This is a genomic window from Micromonospora sp. NPDC005174 (assembly GCF_040608495.1).
GTDB lineage: Bacteria > Actinomycetota > Actinomycetes > Mycobacteriales > Micromonosporaceae > Micromonospora.
The window spans coordinates 201,452-219,049 of sequence record NZ_JBEXIJ010000002.1 but is presented as its reverse complement, the minus strand read 5'-3'; the positions used below and the strand labels follow the sequence as shown (position 1 = coordinate 219,049).

The 17,598-nt window shown below is 73.3% G+C and carries 14 protein-coding genes; 6 read left to right on the top strand and 8 right to left on the bottom strand.

The genetic code is table 11. From position 1 onward, the window contains the following. Nucleotides 1-50 precede the first annotated feature (50 nt). From ABZU91_RS03170 to ABZU91_RS03160, 3 genes are read right to left on the bottom strand one after another with little or no spacing between them, the layout of a single operon-like run. Nucleotides 51-1,823, bottom strand: a complete 1,773-nt coding sequence (locus ABZU91_RS03170; protein WP_355233326.1) for an ABC transporter ATP-binding protein — start codon at nucleotides 1,821-1,823, stop codon at nucleotides 51-53. A gap of 41 nt (nucleotides 1,824-1,864) precedes the next feature. Further along, the gene (locus ABZU91_RS03165; RefSeq protein WP_355233324.1) at nucleotides 1,865-2,953 is read right to left on the bottom strand and encodes a zinc-binding dehydrogenase; all 1,089 of its coding nucleotides are present in this window, start codon (nucleotides 2,951-2,953) and stop codon (nucleotides 1,865-1,867) included. Then, a complete protein-coding gene (locus tag ABZU91_RS03160) occupies nucleotides 2,946-3,956 on the bottom strand; it encodes a Gfo/Idh/MocA family oxidoreductase (RefSeq protein WP_355233322.1) in 1,011 nt (336 codons plus the stop codon). The genes ABZU91_RS03165 and ABZU91_RS03160 overlap by 8 nt, the downstream gene beginning before the upstream one ends. 220 nt (nucleotides 3,957-4,176) lie before the next feature. Here ABZU91_RS03160 and ABZU91_RS03155 point away from each other — a divergent pair, with 220 nt between their 5' ends. The 5 genes from ABZU91_RS03155 (at nucleotide 4,177) to ctaD (ending at nucleotide 9,865) form a co-directional block, all read left to right on the top strand. Further along, entirely contained in the window at nucleotides 4,177-5,160 is a 984-nt protein-coding gene (locus ABZU91_RS03155; RefSeq protein ID WP_355233696.1) for a glucosyl-3-phosphoglycerate synthase, read from the top strand. Nucleotides 5,161-5,203: 43 nt separating this feature from the next. Then, nucleotides 5,204-6,361, top strand: a complete 1,158-nt coding sequence (locus tag ABZU91_RS03150) for a glycosyltransferase (protein ID WP_355233320.1) — start codon at nucleotides 5,204-5,206, stop codon at nucleotides 6,359-6,361. An 89-nt stretch (nucleotides 6,362-6,450) separates the two neighbouring features. After that, on the top strand, nucleotides 6,451-6,909 hold the full coding sequence (locus tag ABZU91_RS03145; RefSeq protein ID WP_355233318.1) for a DUF4383 domain-containing protein: 459 nt from the start codon (nucleotides 6,451-6,453) through the stop codon (nucleotides 6,907-6,909). Between the two features lie 111 nt (nucleotides 6,910-7,020). Next, nucleotides 7,021-7,749 (top strand): STAS domain-containing protein, encoded by a 729-nt coding sequence (locus tag ABZU91_RS03140; RefSeq protein ID WP_355233316.1) that lies wholly within the window; start codon nucleotides 7,021-7,023, stop codon nucleotides 7,747-7,749. Between the two features lie 124 nt (nucleotides 7,750-7,873). After that, on the top strand, nucleotides 7,874-9,865 hold the full coding sequence (gene ctaD / locus ABZU91_RS03135; protein WP_355233314.1) for a cytochrome c oxidase subunit I: 1,992 nt from the start codon (nucleotides 7,874-7,876) through the stop codon (nucleotides 9,863-9,865). Nucleotides 9,866-9,930: 65 nt separating this feature from the next. Here ctaD and ABZU91_RS03130 read toward each other — a convergent pair whose 3' ends face one another. Together ABZU91_RS03130 and ABZU91_RS03125 are read right to left on the bottom strand one after the other, a co-directional pair. Next, entirely contained in the window at nucleotides 9,931-11,079 is a 1,149-nt protein-coding gene (locus ABZU91_RS03130; RefSeq protein WP_355233312.1) for a SigB/SigF/SigG family RNA polymerase sigma factor, read from the bottom strand. 221 nt (nucleotides 11,080-11,300) lie between these two features. Further along, complete coding sequence (locus tag ABZU91_RS03125) at nucleotides 11,301-12,704, bottom strand: hypothetical protein (RefSeq protein WP_355233694.1); 1,404 nt, start codon at nucleotides 12,702-12,704, stop codon at nucleotides 11,301-11,303. A 185-nt stretch (nucleotides 12,705-12,889) separates the two neighbouring features. Between ABZU91_RS03125 and ABZU91_RS03120 the strand changes: the two genes are divergently transcribed. After that, nucleotides 12,890-13,120, top strand: a complete 231-nt coding sequence (locus ABZU91_RS03120; protein ID WP_355233310.1) for a CDGSH iron-sulfur domain-containing protein — start codon at nucleotides 12,890-12,892, stop codon at nucleotides 13,118-13,120. A gap of 320 nt (nucleotides 13,121-13,440) precedes the next feature. Here the strand turns inward: ABZU91_RS03120 and ABZU91_RS03115 are convergent, their stop codons facing one another. From ABZU91_RS03115 to ABZU91_RS03105, 3 genes are read right to left on the bottom strand one after another with little or no spacing between them, the layout of a single operon-like run. Then, the gene (locus tag ABZU91_RS03115; protein WP_355233308.1) at nucleotides 13,441-14,577 is read right to left on the bottom strand and encodes an iron-containing redox enzyme family protein; all 1,137 of its coding nucleotides are present in this window, start codon (nucleotides 14,575-14,577) and stop codon (nucleotides 13,441-13,443) included. 49 nt (nucleotides 14,578-14,626) lie between these two features. Beyond that, nucleotides 14,627-16,381: a thiamine pyrophosphate-binding protein gene (locus ABZU91_RS03110; protein WP_355233306.1), complete on the bottom strand. Its 1,755-nt coding sequence runs from the start codon at nucleotides 16,379-16,381 to the stop codon at nucleotides 14,627-14,629. Continuing rightward, entirely contained in the window at nucleotides 16,374-17,498 is a 1,125-nt protein-coding gene (locus ABZU91_RS03105; RefSeq protein WP_355233304.1) for a Vms1/Ankzf1 family peptidyl-tRNA hydrolase, read from the bottom strand. The genes ABZU91_RS03110 and ABZU91_RS03105 overlap by 8 nt, the downstream gene beginning before the upstream one ends. Nucleotides 17,499-17,598: the final 100 nt, after the last annotated feature.

The following is a 17,598-nucleotide window of genomic DNA, read 5'->3' as shown; positions in this document are numbered from 1 at the left end:
CCGACACGGGCGGCCCGGCCGCCCGGCAAGTTGGCCCCGCCGGGGCTCGGTCAGGCGACCAGCAGTTGGTGGGCCGCCAACTCCCGGTAGAGCGGGTCGGTGGCGGTCAGCTCGGCGTGGGTGCCCACGGCCACCACCCGGCCGCCGTCGAGGACGACGATCTGGTCGGCGTCCACCACGGTGGCGAGTCGGTGCGCCACGATCAACAGCGTCCGGCGGACGGCCACCGCGTCGATGGCGCGGCGCAGCGCGGCCTCGTTGCGCGCGTCGAGGTTGCTGGTCGGTTCGTCCAGCAGCAGGACCGGCGGGCCGGCCAGCAGCGCCCGCCCGATGGCCAGCCGCTGCCGCTCGCCGCCGGAGAGCAGCACCCCGCCCTCCCCCACCTGCACGTCGAGGCCCTGCGGGGTGCGCTCGACCAGGTGGGCCAGGTTGACCTCGTCGAGCACCTCGCGCAGCCGGTCGTCGGTGGCGTCGGGGGCCGTGATCAGCAGGTTCTCGCGCAGCGTGCCGGCGAGCACGGGGGCCTCCTGCTCCACGTAGCCGAGCCGGGCCCGCAGCGCGTCGCGGGGCAACTCCCGCACGTCGACGCCGTCCACCCGGACCGCGCCGGCGCTCACCTCGTAGAAGCGTTCGACCAGGGCCAGCAACGTCGACTTGCCGGCGCCCGACGGGCCGACCAGGGCGGTACGGGTGCCGGCCGGCACCGCGAAGCTGACGTCGTCCAGCACCGGCGCGCCGCCCAGGTAGCCGAACCCGACCCGGTCGAACTCGATCATCGGCGCGGGCTGGCGCCGGGTCGTCGTGGCGGTCGTCGGCGCGTCCGCCGCGCCCTCCGCCGGGACGGCCAGGATCTCCTCGATCCGCTGCAACGCGCCCAGGCCGGACTGCAACTGGGTGTACGCGCGCAGCACCTGTCCCAGGGGTAGCGCCAGGAGGAACAGGTACATGACGAAGGCGACCAGGTCGCCGACGGAGATCGCCCCGGCGGCGACCCGGGCCCCGCCGATCCCGAGCACCAGCAGGAACGCTCCCTGCACGGTGACCGAGCCGATCGGACCGATGAGCGCCTGCACCCGGGCGACCCGCAGCCCCGCCGCGTACGCCTCGTGGGCGCTGGCCGCGACGGCATCGGCCTCGCGCGTCTCGGCCCGGCTGGCCCGGATGGTCCGGGCCCCCGAGATGGCCCGCTCCACCGCCGACGTCATCTCGCCGATCCGCTCCTGGGCGAGGCGGGCCAGCGCCCGGACCCGGCGGGCGAAGGTGGCCGCGAAGCCCAGCCCGAGCGCCACCCCGAGCAGGGTGACGCCGAACAGGAGCGGGTCGAGCAGCACCATCGCGGTGCCCGCGCCGACCACCATCACGGACCCGGTGACCGTCTCGAACAGGCCGGAGGTGACCACCGCCCGCAGCAGGGTGGTGTCCGAGCCCACCCGGGAGAGCAGGTCGCCGGTGCGCCGCTTGTCGTACTCGGCGATGGGTAGCCGCAGCAGGTGGGTCGCCAGCCGTCGCCGAGTGCCCAGCACCAGCCCTTCGGCGGTGCGTTGCAGCAGGTAGTCGCGCAGTCCGCCGATCGCCGCGGCGAGCACCACGAGCCCCACCAGCATCGCCACCAGCGCCGACACCGGGTGCTCGGCGCCGATCCGGTCGAGCACCGACCGGGTGAGCAGCGGCTGGGCCAGGGACACCGCCGATCCGAGCAGCGACAGCACGCCCACCACGACGAGGGTGCTCCGGTGCTCCCGCAGGTACGGCAGCAGCGCGGTCAGACCGACCGGTCGGCTCTCGGTCGTGCTGTCGACCGGCCGCTCCCTCGTGGTGCTCATGGGGCGAACGGTAGCCGGCCGGGTCACCCCAAGCGGGCGCCTCAGGGGGCAAGGACCACCTGTAGCTCCTGCCGGCGGCGCTCGGCCAGGTCGGTGAGCAGAGTGGGCGCCTCGTCGAAGGGCACCACCGCCGAGACGAGGTGCTTGCGGATCGCGTCCCCGTAGGCCCGCAGGAGGTCGATGGTCTCGGCGGAGAGCCGTTCCCGGTCCCAGGTGGGCGCGAGCCCGCGCGGCACCCGCCCGATCTGGGCGCAGCGCAGGGCCAGCCCGTTGTGGTGGAACTCCTCGCCGAGCCGGACCTCGTCCGCACCGCCCTGATAGAAGGCCAGGTCGATGACGGTGCCCTGGGGGCGCAACAACCGCAGCGCGAGCTGCAACGCCCACGCCTGCCCCCGGCACTGGAACACCACGTCGGCGCCCCGGTCACCGGCGACGTGCGCCCACCGGGTCTTGAGCATTACGGCCGGGTCGTCCGCGTCCGGGTCGAGGGTCTCCAGACCGAGCGCGTCGGCGACCTGGCGGCGCTGCGGGGTGGGGTCGAGCACCACCACCGGGGCGGCGCCGTGTCGCCGGGCCAGCAGCGCGGTCAGCAGGCCCACCACCCCGGCGCCGACCACCGCGACCCGCCGGCCGCGCACGCCGTCGCCGAGCGAGCGGACGTCCGCGCCGTTCAGGTCGGCGGCGGCGTGCAGCAGGCCGTTGGCGCAGATCGGACCCATGTGCGCGACGTAGACGCCGAGCAGCGGGTCCAGGTCCTCGGGCAGCGGCACGAACCGCTCGGCGACCGGGTCGGCCAGCCAGCCCGTGCGATGCCCGTACGTCATCGCGCCGACAGCCCCGACGGCGACCGCCGGGGTGGCGCTCTCCACGACACGGCCCACCTGCATGTAACCGAGCCGGGTCACCGGGTACGGGGTGCTCGCCGCGCCGGGTTCGAAGAGCCCCAGGTCGGCGTTCCAGGTGACGTTCAGGTAGGGGTTCGTGCCCTTGACGTAGCTCAGCTCGGTGCCGGCGGAGACGCCGCTGAACAGCGTCTCGACGCGGAAGGTGCCGGGTCGCAGCGCTGCGGCCTCCTGCTCGACGAGTTCCACCCGACCGGGGGCGGTGACCGCGACCACCCGATCACGCATCGACGGTCACCCCGGTGCTCAGCGCGTCCGAGTCGACGGGCGCGGTGAGCCGGATCGTCCGGCCACTGCGGGCCGAGTCGGCCACCGCCAGGGCCAGCCGCTGGGTGTTCAACGCCTCGGCGTACGGGACGCGCACGTCGTCGCCGACACCGCGGACCGCGTCGACGAACGCGCGGTCCACCGCCACCCGGGCGGCCTCCGGATCGGCGGGAACGTGCCGCTCACCGTCGGAGTCGCGGATCAGCAGACCGTCCTCGCCCAGCGACAGGGCCAGCCCGTCGGCGAGGATCTCCAGGCCGGCACGGTGCTTCCAGCCCAGCACACAGGCCGCGCTGAGGGTGCCGACCGCGCCGGTGGCGAAGCGCAGCGTGGCGGTGGTCACCGAGTCGATGTCGGCGCCGTCGACGGGCGGTGGCGTGCCGTTGCCGTACGCGGTGACCTCGGTCACCTCGCCGGCCAGCACCCGGATGAGGTCCAGCACGTGGGCGGCCTGCTCGACGACCGGACCGCCGGAGCGCTCCCACCGCGCCCACCAGGCGACCGGCGGCACCTTGTCCAGCCAGGCGCCGCTGACCATCCGCACCGGACGGTCGGCGAGCAGGTCACGAGCCTGGTCGAGCACGCTCAGGTAGCGCCAGTGGTGCCCGACGGCGGTGCGCAGCCCTCGCCGGGCGACGAGGTCGGCGATGCGCTCGGCCGTGCCCAGGTCGACGGCGACGGGCTTCTCCACGAACATCGGAACTCCGGCGTCGACCACGGCCTCCTCGGCGGGCCCGTGCGCGAAGGGCGGCACGCACACGTACACCGCGTCGGGGGCGGCGGCCAGCAGCTCGGCGACATCACCGAAGTGCTGCCCCCCGTGCTCCGCGACCAGCGCGGACGCCGCCTCCGGCACCACGTCGGTCACCCCGACGAATTCGACGTCCTCGAATCCGGACAGCACCCGTGCGTGGCGCTGTGCCACCCCGCCGGCCCCTACCAGGCCCACCCGGCATCTCACCATCACAACCTCTTCCGAGAACGTTTCGACTCCGATGGGAGCAGTCCCCTCAGCTGCGCGCAATCAAACGTTCATCCCCCGGGAACGCACCGATGTCACCGTCGTGATCAAGCTGTTGCCCTGGGAACGGTTAGCGCGTGGTGGCGAGTGGGAACTACAGGCCTGCTTATTCCACGCACGAACGGAGGGGGTGCCCGTGCGGGATACGACCGTGTCACCGGTAGTGGAGGCGTGGGCCACGTACCGGACCACGTCGGCGGCGGACTGGCCGACGCGCCGGCTGCTCCGAGCCAAGAGGGGAAGCCGGGTCAGCGTGGTGCTGCCGGCGCGCAACGAGGAGGCGACGGTCGGCGCGATCGTGTCGACCATCCGGGAGCATCTGATGGACCGGGTGCCTCTCGTCGACGAGTTGATCGTGGTGGATTCACGGTCGACCGACCGCACCGCGCAGGTGGCTCGGGCCGCCGGCGCGGAGGTGGTCAGCCAGGACGCGATGACCCGGGATCTGCCCCGGCTCACCGGCAAGGGCGACGCGCTCTGGGCAGGACTCGCCGCCGCCGAGGGGGACGTGGTGGCGTTCGTCGACGCCGACCTGCGGGAGTTCCGTCCGCACTTCATCACCGGCCTGCTCGGGCCGCTGCTCACCGACCCGTCGGTGGACTTCGTGAAGGGCTTCTATCACCGGCCCCTGGTGGGGACCGCCACTGTGGAACAGGACGGCGGTGGGCGGGTGACCGAGCTGATGGCTCGACCGCTGCTCAACCTGTTCTGGCCCGAGCTGGCCGGTTTCGTGCAGCCGCTCGCCGGCGAGTACGCCGGCCGCCGCGACGTGCTGTCCCGGGTGCCGTTCGTCTCCGGGTACGGCGTGGAGACCGCCATGATGATCGACCTGCTGGACCTGGTCGGTCTGGACGCGCTGGCGCAGGTCGACCTGGGCGAGCGCAAGCACCGTCACCAGGACACGGCGGCTCTGGGCCGGATGTCCGCGCAGATCATGCTGACCGCGTGGTCCCGGTTGCAGAAGCGCGGCTGGGCGACCCCCGGCCTGATGCCGGAGGCGCTGCTGACCCAGTTCCGCCGGGGTGGCTCCGACGCGCTGCCGAACCTCGACCGGGAGATCGTGGTCAGCGACGTCTCCATCGACGAGCGACCGCCGCTGGCCGAACTGCGCCACCGGGTCCCCCGCCGACGGGTGGCCGCGGCGTGAGGGCCGTGGCGCGCCGGCTGGGCGTCGTACGGAAGGACCACCGATGAGCCTCACCGTGCTGATGAACGCCGGCCCGTGGCTGTCGGTGCCCCCACCGGGGTACGGCGGCATCGAGAACGTGATCGCCACCCTGGTGCCGGAACTGCGGCGGCTCGGCGTGCGGGTGGTCCTCGCCTCGGTGGAGTCCAGCGACCTGCCGGTGGACGAGAAGATGTCGGTCTTCGCCGACGGGCAGTTCGCCGCGCTGCAACGGCCGTACAACCAGGTCTGCGGCATCGCACAGGCGCACCTGGCCGGGGTGGTCCGCGAGTTGCACTCCCGCGACGACATCGACCTGGTGCACGACCACGTGGAGGCGGTCGGGCTGGCCACCCTCACCGCGATGGGGCCGTCCGGGCCACCTGTCCTGCACACCCTGCACTGGGACCTGGCCAAGCACCCCGCGCTGTACGGCAACCTGGACGGCGGCGACCGGGTCCGGGTCAACGGAGTCTCGGCGTCCCAGCTCGCCCGGGCGCCACTGGCGCTGCGCGAGCACTCGGTGGGTCACGTGCACCTGTCCACGCCGCTCGCCGTGGACGCCGACCGGCAGCCGGGACCGAGCAAGGGCGAGCACCTGCTCATCCTCGGTCGGATCAACCCCGGCAAGGGGCAGGACGTCGGCGCGCGGCTCGCGCAGCGGATCGGCGTACCGCTGGTGCTGGCCGGTCCCGTGGGTCCCTACCACCGCCCGGCCGACCTCGCCGCCGCGGGTGACGAGGCCCGGCAGAACCCGGACGTGCGGTTCTTCCTCGACGAGGTGGCGCCGCACGTCGACGGCGACCTCGTGCGCTGGATCGGCACCGTGGCCGGGCAGGAGCGCGACGACCTGCTGGCCACCGCCCGCGCGTCGCTGTTCCCGCTGCGCTGGGAGGAGCCCGGCGGCACGGCCGTGGTCGAGTCGCTGGCCCTGGGAACGCCGGTGGTGGCCACCGCCCGGGGTTGCCTGCCCGAGTTGATCGAGCACGGTCGTACCGGCCTGCTCACCGTCGACGAGGACGAGCTGGCCGATCTGGTGCTGGCCGCCGACCTGCTCGACCCGCAGGAGTGCCGACGGGCGGCCGCGCAGCGGTTCACGCCCGCGGTGATGGCCCAGCGCTACATCGAGCTGTACCAGCGGGTCCGCGACCTGTCCGCCGCGCCCCGCCTGCAACCGGTCTGAGCCACAGCCCGTCGCCGCCAGCGCGTTTGCCGCCGGCGGCGACGGGTAGGCGCACCGCTCACGCCTGCCGCGCAGCGAGGGAGCCGGTGATGGTCGGACCGATGGCGCACTCCCGGGCGCGGGCCAACCCGGCCGACGGCAAGCCTCCGGTACGCCGGGCGGCGAGCGCCGCGTCCGTACTGTTCCTCCTGGTCGGTGTGCTCGGATTCGTCCCCGGGATCACCAGTGGCACGGACGACCTGCGCTTCGCCGGGCACTCCTCGGGCGCGTTCCTGTTCGGCGCCTTTCAGGTGTCGGTGCTGCACAACCTCGTACACCTGCTGTTCGGGGTCGTCGGCCTGGCGCTGGCGCGGACCGTCGGCGGCGCGCGGACCTTCCTCGTCGGCGGCGGCGCGGTCTACCTGGCGCTCTGGCTGTACGGCCTGGCGGTGGACCACGACACCGGCGCGAACGTGCTGCCGGTCAACCCCGCCGACGACTGGCTGCATCTCGGCCTGGGCCTCGGTCTGATCGCGCTGGGTCTGCTGACCGCGCGACCCCGGCGCTGACCTGCCGGATCAGGGTGATCCCCGTCGCGCCGAGCGATCGATCCGGTTTGGCGCCGTGGGGCCCCGGGTAGTTGGCAGGTCCCGACCGACCAGCGAATCGAGGGCGCGCGGATGGTAAGCCGGATCACCTGCGAGGTGCGCGAGTCCGCGCCGGTGGCGGTCGTCCGGCTCACCGGCGCCCTGGACCTGGGCACCATGCGCTCGGTGCACCAGGCACTGGACGGCGCACTGGCCGCCCAGCCCGAGGCGTTGGTGGTCGACCTCGCGCAGGTGATCGTGCGGGACCGGCTCGCGCTGTCGGTCTTCGCGGCGACGGCCCGACGTGCCGAGGAGTGGCCGGCCGTGCCAGTGGTGTTGTGCGCGCCGCCGCCGGCCGCCGCCGCGTGGCTGGCCGAGTCGACGACGTGCCGGGTGGTCCCGGTCTCGCGGGACTGCGCGGAGGCGACGAGGGTGGCCGGCGCGGAGGGCGCGCTGCGGATCCGGGCCCGGTTGGAGCCGGTGGCGGAGGCCTGCCGGCGGGCCCGGGAGCTGGTCGGTGACGCGTGCGCCCGGTGGAACCTGCCCGAGGCGGCCGGCCCGGCCGCGCTCGTGCTGACCGAGTTGGTCGGCAACGTGGTCCGGCACGTGGGCACCCCCATGCAGGTGACGGTGACCCTGCGTCGGCCGTACCTGCACCTGGCCGTGGTGGACGATAGCCCGGCGACGGCCGAACTCGCCGGCCTGGACCTGCGGGCCGAGGGCGGTCGCGGACTGCTCCTGGTGCGCGAGCTGGCGCAGCGGTGGGGCAGCGTCCCGGCGGGCCAGGGCAAGGCCATGTGGGCGATACTGCCGGCGGCCTGACGACTCGGGGCGCTTCGCCGGGTACCGGCGATCTGACCGAAATTACCGCTTAAGCCTGGTTACATGGTGCGAGGGTCGGGTAGGCACGCCCGTCCTTTCCGCCGTCACGACGGGGTGAGCAGCCATGCCCAAGCGGGTAACCACGGAACCCGTTCGCGATCGGGGCCCGGCGATCCTGGCACCGGCCCGCTTCGGGGGCTTCCCCGGATCCCTGCGGACGCCGGTCCCCGGCAATTCCCTGATCAAGTTCCTCGCCACCACCGACCACAAGCAGATCGGTCTGCTGTACCTGCTGACGTCCTTCGGATTCTTCCTGGTGGCCGGTCTGCAGGCGATGGTGATGCGCGCCGAACTGGCCCGACCGGGCCTGCAGTTCCTCTCCTCCGAGCAGTACAACCAGCTCTTCACCTCGCACGGCGCGGTGATGCTCCTGCTGTTCGCCACGCCCGCCGCCTTCGGATTCGCCAACTTCATCGTGCCGATCCAGATCGGCGCGCCGGACGTGTCGTTCCCCCGGCTCAACGCGCTGGCCTACTGGCTGTACCTGTTCGGTGGGCTCATGGTCATCGGCGGGTTCATCACGCCGGGCGGCTCGGCGGACTTCGGCTGGACCGCGTACAGCCCGCTCAGCGACGTGGACCACAGCCCCGGCGTGGGCGCGAACATGTGGGTGCTCGGCCTGGTCATCTCCGGCCTGGGCACCATCCTCGGCGCGGTCAACCTGATCACCACGATCCTCACCCTGCGCGCGCCCGGCATGACCCTGTTCCGGATGCCGATCTTCACCTGGAACATGCTGTTCACCAGCGTGCTCGTGATCCTCGTGTTCCCGCTGCTGGCCGCCGCGCTGCTGGCGCTCTCCGCCGACCGGCTGGTCAACGCGCACGTGTACGACCCCGCCACCGGCGGTCCGATGCTCTGGCAGCACCTGTTCTGGTTCTTCGGTCATCCCGAGGTCTACATCATCGCGTTGCCGTTCTTCGGCATCATCACCGAGATCATCCCGGTGTTCTCCCGCAAACCGCTGTTCGGCTACACCGGGATCGTGCTGGCCACCATCGCCATCACCGTGCTGTCCATGACGGTGTGGGCGCACCACATGTTCGCCACCGGCCAGGTGCTGTTGCCGTTCTTCAGCATCCTGAGCTACCTGATCGCGGTGCCCACCGGCGTGAAGTTCTTCAACTGGATCGGCACCATGTGGAAGGGGCAACTCACCTTCGAGACGCCGATGCTGTTCGCCATCGGCTTCCTGGTCACCTTCCTCCTCGGTGGCCTCACCGGGGTGCTGCTGGCCAGCCCGCCGGCCGACTTCCACACCCACGACAGCTACTTCGTGGTGGCGCACTTCCACTACGTCGTGTTCGGCACGGTCGTCTTCGCGCTCTTCGGCGGCTACTACTTCTGGTGGCCCAAGATGACCGGGCGGCTGCTCGACGAGCGGCTCGGCAAGGCGCACTTCTGGACGATGTTCATCGGCTTCCACGGCACCTTCCTGGTGCACCACTGGCTGGGCGCCGAGGGCATGCCCCGCCGGTACGCCGACTACCTGCCCACCGACGGCTTCACCACGCTGAACACCATCTCCAGCATCTTCGCCTTCATCCTCGGCCTGTCCACGCTGTTCTTCATCTACAACGCCTGGAAGTCCTGGCGGTACGGGGCGATGGTCACGGTGGACGACCCGTGGGGCTTCGGCAACTCCCTCGAGTGGGCGACCACGTGCCCGCCACCGCTGCGCAACTTCGACAAGATGCCCCGCATCCGCTCGGAGCGTCCGGCGTTCGACCTCAAGTACGGCCCCCTCGTCGCCGACCTGGGCCGCGACCTGCCGCAACGCACGACGAAGCCGCCGCAGCACTTCGGCGACGAGATCCACCTGGAACACCACGCGCCGGAGTCGCCCGCCGCCGAGGGCGCGCACGGTGCCACGGAAGCCGCCAAATACCAGCCGGCCCCCGAGTCCGGCGCCCGGCCGGTCGACGTGCCCGAGCCCGAGGGCGTGCGCCGACCGAGCTTCGAGCAGAGCGACGCGCCGAAGGACGCGCAGGACGCGCCGAAGCCGCACGAACGCTGGCGGCACCCGCACGGCGAGGACGAGGGCGAAAAGCACTGAGCGTCGGTACGCGTCAAAGGGGCCCACACCGCGAGGGTGTGGGCCCCTTCGTGGTCGTCGGCCGGTCAGTCCCTGGTGGGCGACAGCCCGGCGGCGGTGATCGAGCGGCGCACCGCCGGCTGCACCCGGGTCAGCCGCAGCGGCACACCGGTGCGCTCCGCCGCCTCCCGCCCCGCCACGAGCGCGGCGATCCCGCCGGCGTCGAAGCCGCCCGCGCCGACCAGGTCGACGACGACCTCCCTCGGCTGGCCCGTCACGGCCTCCAGCATCGCCCGGCGCAACTGGTCCGCCCCGTCGCGGTCCACCTCGCCGCCGACCTCGACGACCACCCGGTCGCCGTTCTGCCGTACCGAGATGCGGGTCTTGCCCGGGTCCGGTTCGGCGGCGCCGTTCTGCCAGGGCGGCGGAGCGTCCGCGAGCATGGCCTGCCGCAACCAGGTCAGCGCCCGCGACAGCAGTCGGGACACGTGCATCTGGGAGATGCCGAAGCGGGCGGCGATCTCCGCCTGGGTCTGGTTGCCGTAGAAGCGCATGGCGAGAATGCGGCGCTCGCGCCAGGGCAGCCGGTGCAGCAGACCGCTCACCGTCACCCGGTCGTCGACCGATTCCAGGGCGTTGTCCGATTCGCCGACCAGGTCACCGAACTCCGCCGAACTCTCACCGCCCACCGGCGCGTTCAGCGACGCCGGACTGTAGCCGGCCGCCGACTCCAACGCCGCCAGGATCTCCTCCTCCGGCGTCTCCAGCCGGGCCGACAGCTCGGCCACCGACGGTGCCCGGGACAGCTCGCTGGTCAACGCCGCGGTGGCCTGCCCCACCTCGAGGATCAGGTCGCGCAGCCGCCGGGGCACGTGCACGCCCCAGGTGCGGTCCCGGAAGTGGCGCTTGATCTCCCCGACGATGGTGATCGCCGCGTACGCGGTGAACGAACCCCGTTCCGGGTCGTACCGGTCGACGGCGTTGACCAGGCCGAGCCGGGCCACCTGCTCCAGGTCCTCCAGCGGTTCGCCCCGCCCCCGGTACCGGCGGGCCAGCCGGCCGGCGAACGGCAGCGCGAACCGGACCAGGTCGTCCCGTGCCTCCTGTCGCCGCTCCGGCGGCAGCCCTTCGATCCGGGCCGCGTACGCCAGCGCCGCCGCGTCGAGGTCCTCGAGACCGCGCTCGGTGGGTGGTGGTGTGGTCGTGGTCGTGGTCGTGCTCGTCTGTCCGAACATCCGCGCCTCCCTCAGGAAGGTCCCCCGCCCGGATCGGGAAACCGGTCGTGCGCGTGGTCGAGCCACGCACCGGGCCGGAAAGTGGGTCAGTGACTGGGATGCCAGCGGGCGACAACATCTCTACGCAGCGCGATAAGTTCGTCGCAGCCAGCGATGTTCCCGCTCCGTAGGTACTCAATCACGAGACCCCGGGTTCGCGAGGAAGTTTCGGCGTCCTCCCCTCAGGAGACGAGCAACCCCTGGTGGCCGCCGGTGTCACGGAGCACCGACAGTGCCTCGGCGACCCCCAGCGGGGGCGGCGCGGGCAGGTCGTACGGCTGCGCCCGCAGCACCTCGGTGGCCCGGCGCGTCGGCACCGACGTCACCGGGTAGCCCCGCGCGGAGGTCCGGTCCAGCGCCCGCCGCCGCCGTCCGAAGCCGGCGACCGCCAACCACTGCGGAAGGCCCGCCAGGGCGGGCGAGCGCATGCCGGGCGGCTCGGGCAGGACGTCCACCGAGCTGAAGGCCTCGCTGCCGGCCAGCCACCACTCGGCCTCGTCCACGCTGCGGCGGGTCGCGTTCTCACACCAGTACGGCACGAGCCCCGCACGCACCACCTGCCACGGATCGAGCAGCCGGCCGCATTCGACCACCAACCGGTCACCGGTCTTGCCGGCGGCTCGCAGCCAGCGCCGGTAGAGGTCGGCCACAGCGGCGCTCAACGCCGCCGGCCGGGGCACCAGTATCCGGCGCACCGGGTGTCCGTGACGGGCCGCGAAGTCCTGCGCGGCGTCCTCGAAGCCGGGGTCCATGCCGTGCTCCGCGTCGCCCGACGGCACCGACACCTCCGGCGGCGCCCACCGGGCGGCGTCCCCGCCCATCGCGCGCAGCACCTGCCGCAGGGCGTGACTGTCGGGGTGGAAGTCCACCGGGTCCAGCCCGCTGGCCGGGCAGCCGACCTGGAAGCTGTGCCCCGGGCCACGTTCCAGCACCGGCCAGGTACGCGCGTCACGCACCAGCAGAACCGGAGCGTCGGCGCTCAGCCGGTCGCCCAGGAACTGCGCGTACGCGGCCGGCAGCGCCCGCCAGCGGGCGGCCAACGACACCGTCACGCCGGTCAGAGGCCCCCGGCTGGCCGGGCAGTGCACCTGACGCACGTGCACGTCGGGGTTGCCGGCGAGCAGTCGCTCGGCGAGAGAGTGCCCGTGTTCCAGCGCCTCGCGGGGACGGTCCACGGCCCCGTCGCTCCAGTGCGCGGTCATCTCGAAGCCGACGGGCAACCACGGCACGCCGAGGGCCACCGCGAGGTGTGCCGCCGCCCCGTGCGGCGAGCCGATGACCACACCGGGGTAGCTCCGGCGCGGGTACTGGTCGACGAACCAACGGGCCACCCGGGCGGCGTCCACCTCACCGACCTGGTCGGCGGTGAGGGCAACCCGGCCGGCGGCCCGCGTCGCCGCGGCCCGGCGTACCGGCTCGGGCGCCGCCGGGAACCGCGAGATCGGCCCGGTCTGTCCGAGGTCGGCGCAGTCCACGCCACGCAGCGCCCGGGCGGTGGCGGCGACCAGCACACGGGCGGCGCTGCCCTGAGCCACGACCCGGTCGCCGGCCAGACCGGCGCCATCGGCCGTGAGCCCCTTGCGCACCTTGTGCACCGGCCCCACCTTGCCTCGTTCGCTCACCACGCGGCCCGGCTTCCCGTCCCGATGGGGTTCAAACGGGGCATCACCCACCCGGCGGCACAATCCGCCTGGTCAGCAGGGTGCGCGGGTCATCACCGGCGATCGGTCGCGCAGGTTTCACCGGGGCTGCGGCGGGCACATCCGGGCCCATGCGCACCGACGACACCAGCGAGCCCGCTGCCGCCACGATCACCCCGTACGAGGACGGTCCGCTGCTCGTCCGGGGCGACTTCGAGCTGGTGACCCCGGACGGCGAGCGGATTGACGCCCGCCGGGGCACGGTGGCGCTCTGCCGCTGCGGCAAGTCGGCCCTCAAGCCGTTCTGCGACGGCACCCACAAGGCGGTCAACTTCCGCGCGGGCACCAACCGCGAGGGGTGAGCCGACGCCGTCGAACCCTGCCACGAGCGCGGCGGCCCTCCCACCGACCAACGACGGGCGCGGCGGCCTCGACGGGGCCCCACCAGGTCCGCTCCCTTTGCTCTGCTTCAACGGACGCAACACGGACGGCCCGTCACTGTCGCCTCGGTTGAAGCAGAGCAAAGGACGAAGGCGCACCGGCCCGACCCCCCGGCACCGCCGACGACCCGGTGACCCGATGACCCGATGACCTCAGTGTTGCCTCGGTGGAAGCAGAGCAAAGGACAACAGCGCACCGCGCGGACCCCGGGCGGTCCAGCGGCTGCGCCGAGCCTTCCGGGTCAGACGAGCGCGATCGGCTCCCGCGCAACCACCGGGGCCGCGGCGGCCACCGCGCTCGACCCGACGAGCGGGACGGTGGGCGGTGGGGTCGGCGGCGTCGGCAGGGCGGGTGCTCGCAGCGAGCTGTGGCCGGCGGCCCACCTGTCCAGCAGGTGACCCGCGAAGAGCCGGTCGACCGCGAGGGCCGCCGCCGCGCCGAAGAGCACGTCGGGGGCGAGCGCCGGCTCGGTCCGGACCAGGCCGCCGCACAGGTCGTGCGCGGCGATCTGCTCGTGCACCGCGTCGGCCTCCACGTGCTCGTCGTAGAAGCGGGTGGCCACCTCGTCCAGGCCGAGGCGGCGCAGCCCGTTGCCGTAGCGGCGGTTCGGCAGGGACGAGGTCATCTCGAAGGCCGCCAGGTGCCCGAGCAGCGCCCCACGCAGCCGTCGGTGCAGCCCGAACAGCGACATCAGGTTGTTGGTCGCCAGCGTCACGGCGGGCACCGCGTCGAGGTACGCCCCGTAGCCGGTGTCCATGCCCAGCCGGTCGAGGGTGCGCCGGAACAGTTCGGCGTGCATCCGGTCCAGCCGACCGTTGCCGTACTCGTCGGTCTGGATCTCCACCAGGGCGGCTTTCGCGGGGCCGCCGAGGCGCGGCAACGCCCAGCTGTGCGGGTCCGCCTCCCGCAGGTGGTAGACGGAGCGGTGGGCGACGAACTCGCGGAACTGGGTGAGGTCGGCGCGCCGTTGGAGCGTGGCGGCCAAGGGTGGTCCGTCGTCGGCCGCGACCAGCTCGGCCAGCCCGACCGCGACGCCTCCGGTCGGCACTGCCCGCACATCGGCCAGCCGGCGCAGCGCCTCCTCGAAGGGTCGTTCGGCGCGGGCCCGCAGGGCCAGCAGGGTGGGCTGCCACTCCCAGCTCTCGTCGACGCCCTGCCAGCCCCGGTAGTGCAGCTCGTAGCAGAGGAACAGGGTCAACTGGAGGTCCTCGTCGGTGGGCGCCCCCGCCGGGTCGGCATCGAGGTCGACGCGGAGGCCGAGGTCCGACGGCAGGTCGTGCGGCGCACGGCGCAGCGCGTCGGTCAGCGCCGCCGACAACGGGCCGCGCGGCTGCGGCAGGGGCGCGGGACCGTAGGGACGGTCAGCGGGCTCCGGCATGTGTCCTCCAGCGTCGTCGGGCCGCTACTGATGCCCTGGCGGCACCTGCCTAAACGAGATCCTCCACGGCCACGGCCAGTTCGACCTGCTCGCGGACGCGCCGGGCCGGTTCCCCCTCGTCGTACAGGCCACGCAGGTCGGCGAAGGCGGGCTCCGGCGGTGCCAGCGACACCGACGGGTCGACGACCGCCTCCAGGACGCAGGGACGGTCCGCGGCAAGCGCCTCGTCCCAGGCCGCGCCCACCAGCTCCGGGCGGTCCACCCGGACGCCGTGCAGCCCGAGCAGCCGGGCCCAGCCCGCGTACGGCACGTCGGGGCGACGCCGCATCGGGTCCGTCGACGGCTCCCGTCCACCGCCCATGCCGTTGTGGTCACGGTTGTTGAGTACGAGCACCACCAACCGTGGATCGGCCCAGTCCTGCCAGTGGTGCGACACCGTGATCAGCTCGGCGAGACCGTTGAGCTGCATGGCCCCGTCGCCGAGCAGCGCGACCACCGGCGCGTCGGGCGCGGCGAGCTTGGCGGCCACCGCGTACGGCAGGGCGCAGCCCATCGAGCCGAGCGTGCCGCACAGCTGGGCGTTCACTCCGGGCGGCAGGACGAGGTGCCGGGCGTACCAGTAGAGGACCGAGCCGACGTCGACCGCGACCGACCCGGCGTGCGGCACCCGCGTGGACAGTTCCTGGAGCACGAGCTGGGGGTTGATCGGTTCGGCCGGCGCGGCGGCCCGATCGGCTGCGGTGGCACGCCAACGGTCGACAGCGCTCTCCACCGTCGCCCGCCACTGCTCGTGGGGCCGGGCGGGCACCCGGGCCAGCAGGGCCCGCAGCGTCTCGGTGGCGTCACCGACCAGCGGCACGTCGGCCGGGTACCGGCTGCCGATGCGGGTGCCGTCGATGTCGATCTGCACCGTACGGGCCTGGTCCGGCATCGGGAAGTAGTCGGTCCACGGGTCGTTCGTGCCGACCAGCAGCAGCGTGTCGCACCCGCCCATCAGCTCGGCCGCCGCGGGTGTGCCGACCTCGCCGAGCACCCCGGCGTGGAACGGCAGTCGCTCGTCCAGGATCGGTTTGCCCAGCAGCGACGTCGCCACCCCGGCGCCGAGCCGGTCGGCCAGCTCGACGATCTCGGCGGCGGCGCCCCGGCCGCCCTGGCCCACCAGGATCGCCGTCCGCTGACCGTTGCCGAGCACCTGTGCGGCGGCGTCGAGGTCCGCCTCGTGGGGCAGCACCCGGGCCAGCGGCTCACCGGGAGTCGCCGTGATCACGCCCGCCGCGTGCGTGCCCAGGTCGGGCACCAGGGACTCCTGCAGATCCCGGGGCAGCACCACGCAGGTCGGACTGCGGGTCGCGGCCGCGGTGCGGAACGCCTGGTCGAGCAGCGCGGGTACCGACCGGGGACTGCGGCCGTACTGGACGAACTGGTTGCACACGTCGCCGAAGAGCCGGCTCAACCCGATCTGCTGGTGCGCGCCGCCGAGCGGCCCGGTGATGTCCTCACCGACGATCGCCACGACCGGCTTGCTGTCGAGCTTGGCGTCGTACAGGCCGTTGAGCAGTTGCACCGCGCTCGGTCCCTGGGTGGCCAGGCAGACCCCGATGCCGCCGGTGAACTTGGCGTGCCCGGTGGCCATGAACGAGGCGGTCTCCTCGTGCCGGGCCGGGACGAACGCCGGGTCGCCCCCGGAGCGTTCCAGCGCCTCGATCAACGGGGCGATCGCCTCGCCGGGGTAGCCGAAGACGCGCGGGATCCGCCAGGCCCGCAGCCGGTCGACCACCAGGTCCGCGACACGGCGCTCAGCCATTGCCGCGTCCCGGGGTGCCCTCGTCGACGTAGCGCAGGACCGCGCCGACGCCGTCGGTGAGCTGCGGCGCCTCGTCCGCGCCGAGCACCGTCAGCGCCGCGTCGGTGCCGACCAGCGCCCGGACCAGCGCCGCGTCGGCGCGTACCCGCTGCGGGTCGCCGACCGACATCGCGCTCAGCTGGGCCGGGTCGACGGCGATCTCGGTCGGCTCGGGGCCGATCCACAGCTCCCCGTTGGCGGACGGGTCGTCGACGATGAGCATCGTGTCGACCTGGTTGCGTTGCAGGGCCGACACGACCGCGTCGAGGCCGGCGCCGACGTCCTCCTGCACGCCGAACCGGTCGAGCGCGGCAGTGATCCGCTGGTCGGCGACCTCCGCGATGGTCTGCACTGTCAGGTCGTCCAGCATCGTCTGGTCGGCGCCGCCGGCCCGGGACCCCGCGTCCGTGCGGACGACCAGGTCCTGCCAGCGCTCCGGCATCTGGGCGGCGATCATCCCGGTGGCCCGGACGTCACCGGCCACCACCACGACGTCGGCGCCGACCCGGTCGGCCAGCTCCACGGTGGCGGCGGTGACGTCGCCGGCGTTCTGGTGCCACGCCTCCATGGCGGCCCGTTGGTAGCGCGACTGGGACCACCCTCCGGGCTGGACGCGGCGCAGCGGGAAGCTCTCCCGGCCGGCCACGTGCGCGCGTCGGGGCACCCCGCCCGCGCTGACCGCCACGGCGTCGCCCCCGGTGCGGTCGGCGACCACCCGGACCCACGCCACCTGTTCGCCGCGCTGGGCGAGCAGCGGCATGACGTGCGGCAACGGCCCGAAGCTCGCCAGGTCGCGCAGCGGTGGCGCGGACAGGTACTCGGAGAGCACCACCCGGCCGTGGCTCGCGAAGACCGCCAGGCCGTAGTCCCCGACCATGGGGTCGTGGCCCCGGATCACCCGGTCCAGCGCGGCGACGCTCGCCTCGTCCGCCCCCTGTTCGGCCAGGCGACGTTCCAGGGCGCGCCAGCGCAGGTCCAGCGCCGGGTGGGCGTCCTCCGTGTCCGCGGAGGCGTCCAGGTACACCGAGCACCACGGCCCGGGTCGGTCGTAGAGCGGGCGCAGGAAGGACAGCTGCATGCTCGACCCCTTTCCAGCTCGGCCCCCCGCTTACCCTCCTCTCCCGGGATGTCACCTCGCGGGCGTGAGCCCGTGACCAGGTTTCATTCACGTCGTTCAA

Coding starts and splice junctions, on each gene's coding strand:
- ABZU91_RS03170 (WP_355233326.1), bottom strand. CDS start 1,823: ATGAGCACCACGAGGGAGCGGCCGGTCGACAGCACGACCGAGAGCCGA.
- ABZU91_RS03165 (WP_355233324.1), bottom strand. CDS start 2,953: ATGCGTGATCGGGTGGTCGCGGTCACCGCCCCCGGTCGGGTGGAACTC.
- ABZU91_RS03160 (WP_355233322.1), bottom strand. CDS start 3,956: ATGGTGAGATGCCGGGTGGGCCTGGTAGGGGCCGGCGGGGTGGCACAG.
- ABZU91_RS03150 (WP_355233320.1), top strand. CDS start 5,204: ATGAGCCTCACCGTGCTGATGAACGCCGGCCCGTGGCTGTCGGTGCCC.
- ABZU91_RS03145 (WP_355233318.1), top strand. CDS start 6,451: ATGGTCGGACCGATGGCGCACTCCCGGGCGCGGGCCAACCCGGCCGAC.
- ABZU91_RS03140 (WP_355233316.1), top strand. CDS start 7,021: ATGGTAAGCCGGATCACCTGCGAGGTGCGCGAGTCCGCGCCGGTGGCG.
- ctaD (WP_355233314.1), top strand. CDS start 7,874: ATGCCCAAGCGGGTAACCACGGAACCCGTTCGCGATCGGGGCCCGGCG.
- ABZU91_RS03130 (WP_355233312.1), bottom strand. CDS start 11,079: ATGTTCGGACAGACGAGCACGACCACGACCACGACCACACCACCACCC.
- ABZU91_RS03120 (WP_355233310.1), top strand. CDS start 12,890: ATGCGCACCGACGACACCAGCGAGCCCGCTGCCGCCACGATCACCCCG.
- ABZU91_RS03115 (WP_355233308.1), bottom strand. CDS start 14,577: ATGCCGGAGCCCGCTGACCGTCCCTACGGTCCCGCGCCCCTGCCGCAG.
- ABZU91_RS03110 (WP_355233306.1), bottom strand. CDS start 16,381: ATGGCTGAGCGCCGTGTCGCGGACCTGGTGGTCGACCGGCTGCGGGCC.
- ABZU91_RS03105 (WP_355233304.1), bottom strand. CDS start 17,498: ATGCAGCTGTCCTTCCTGCGCCCGCTCTACGACCGACCCGGGCCGTGG.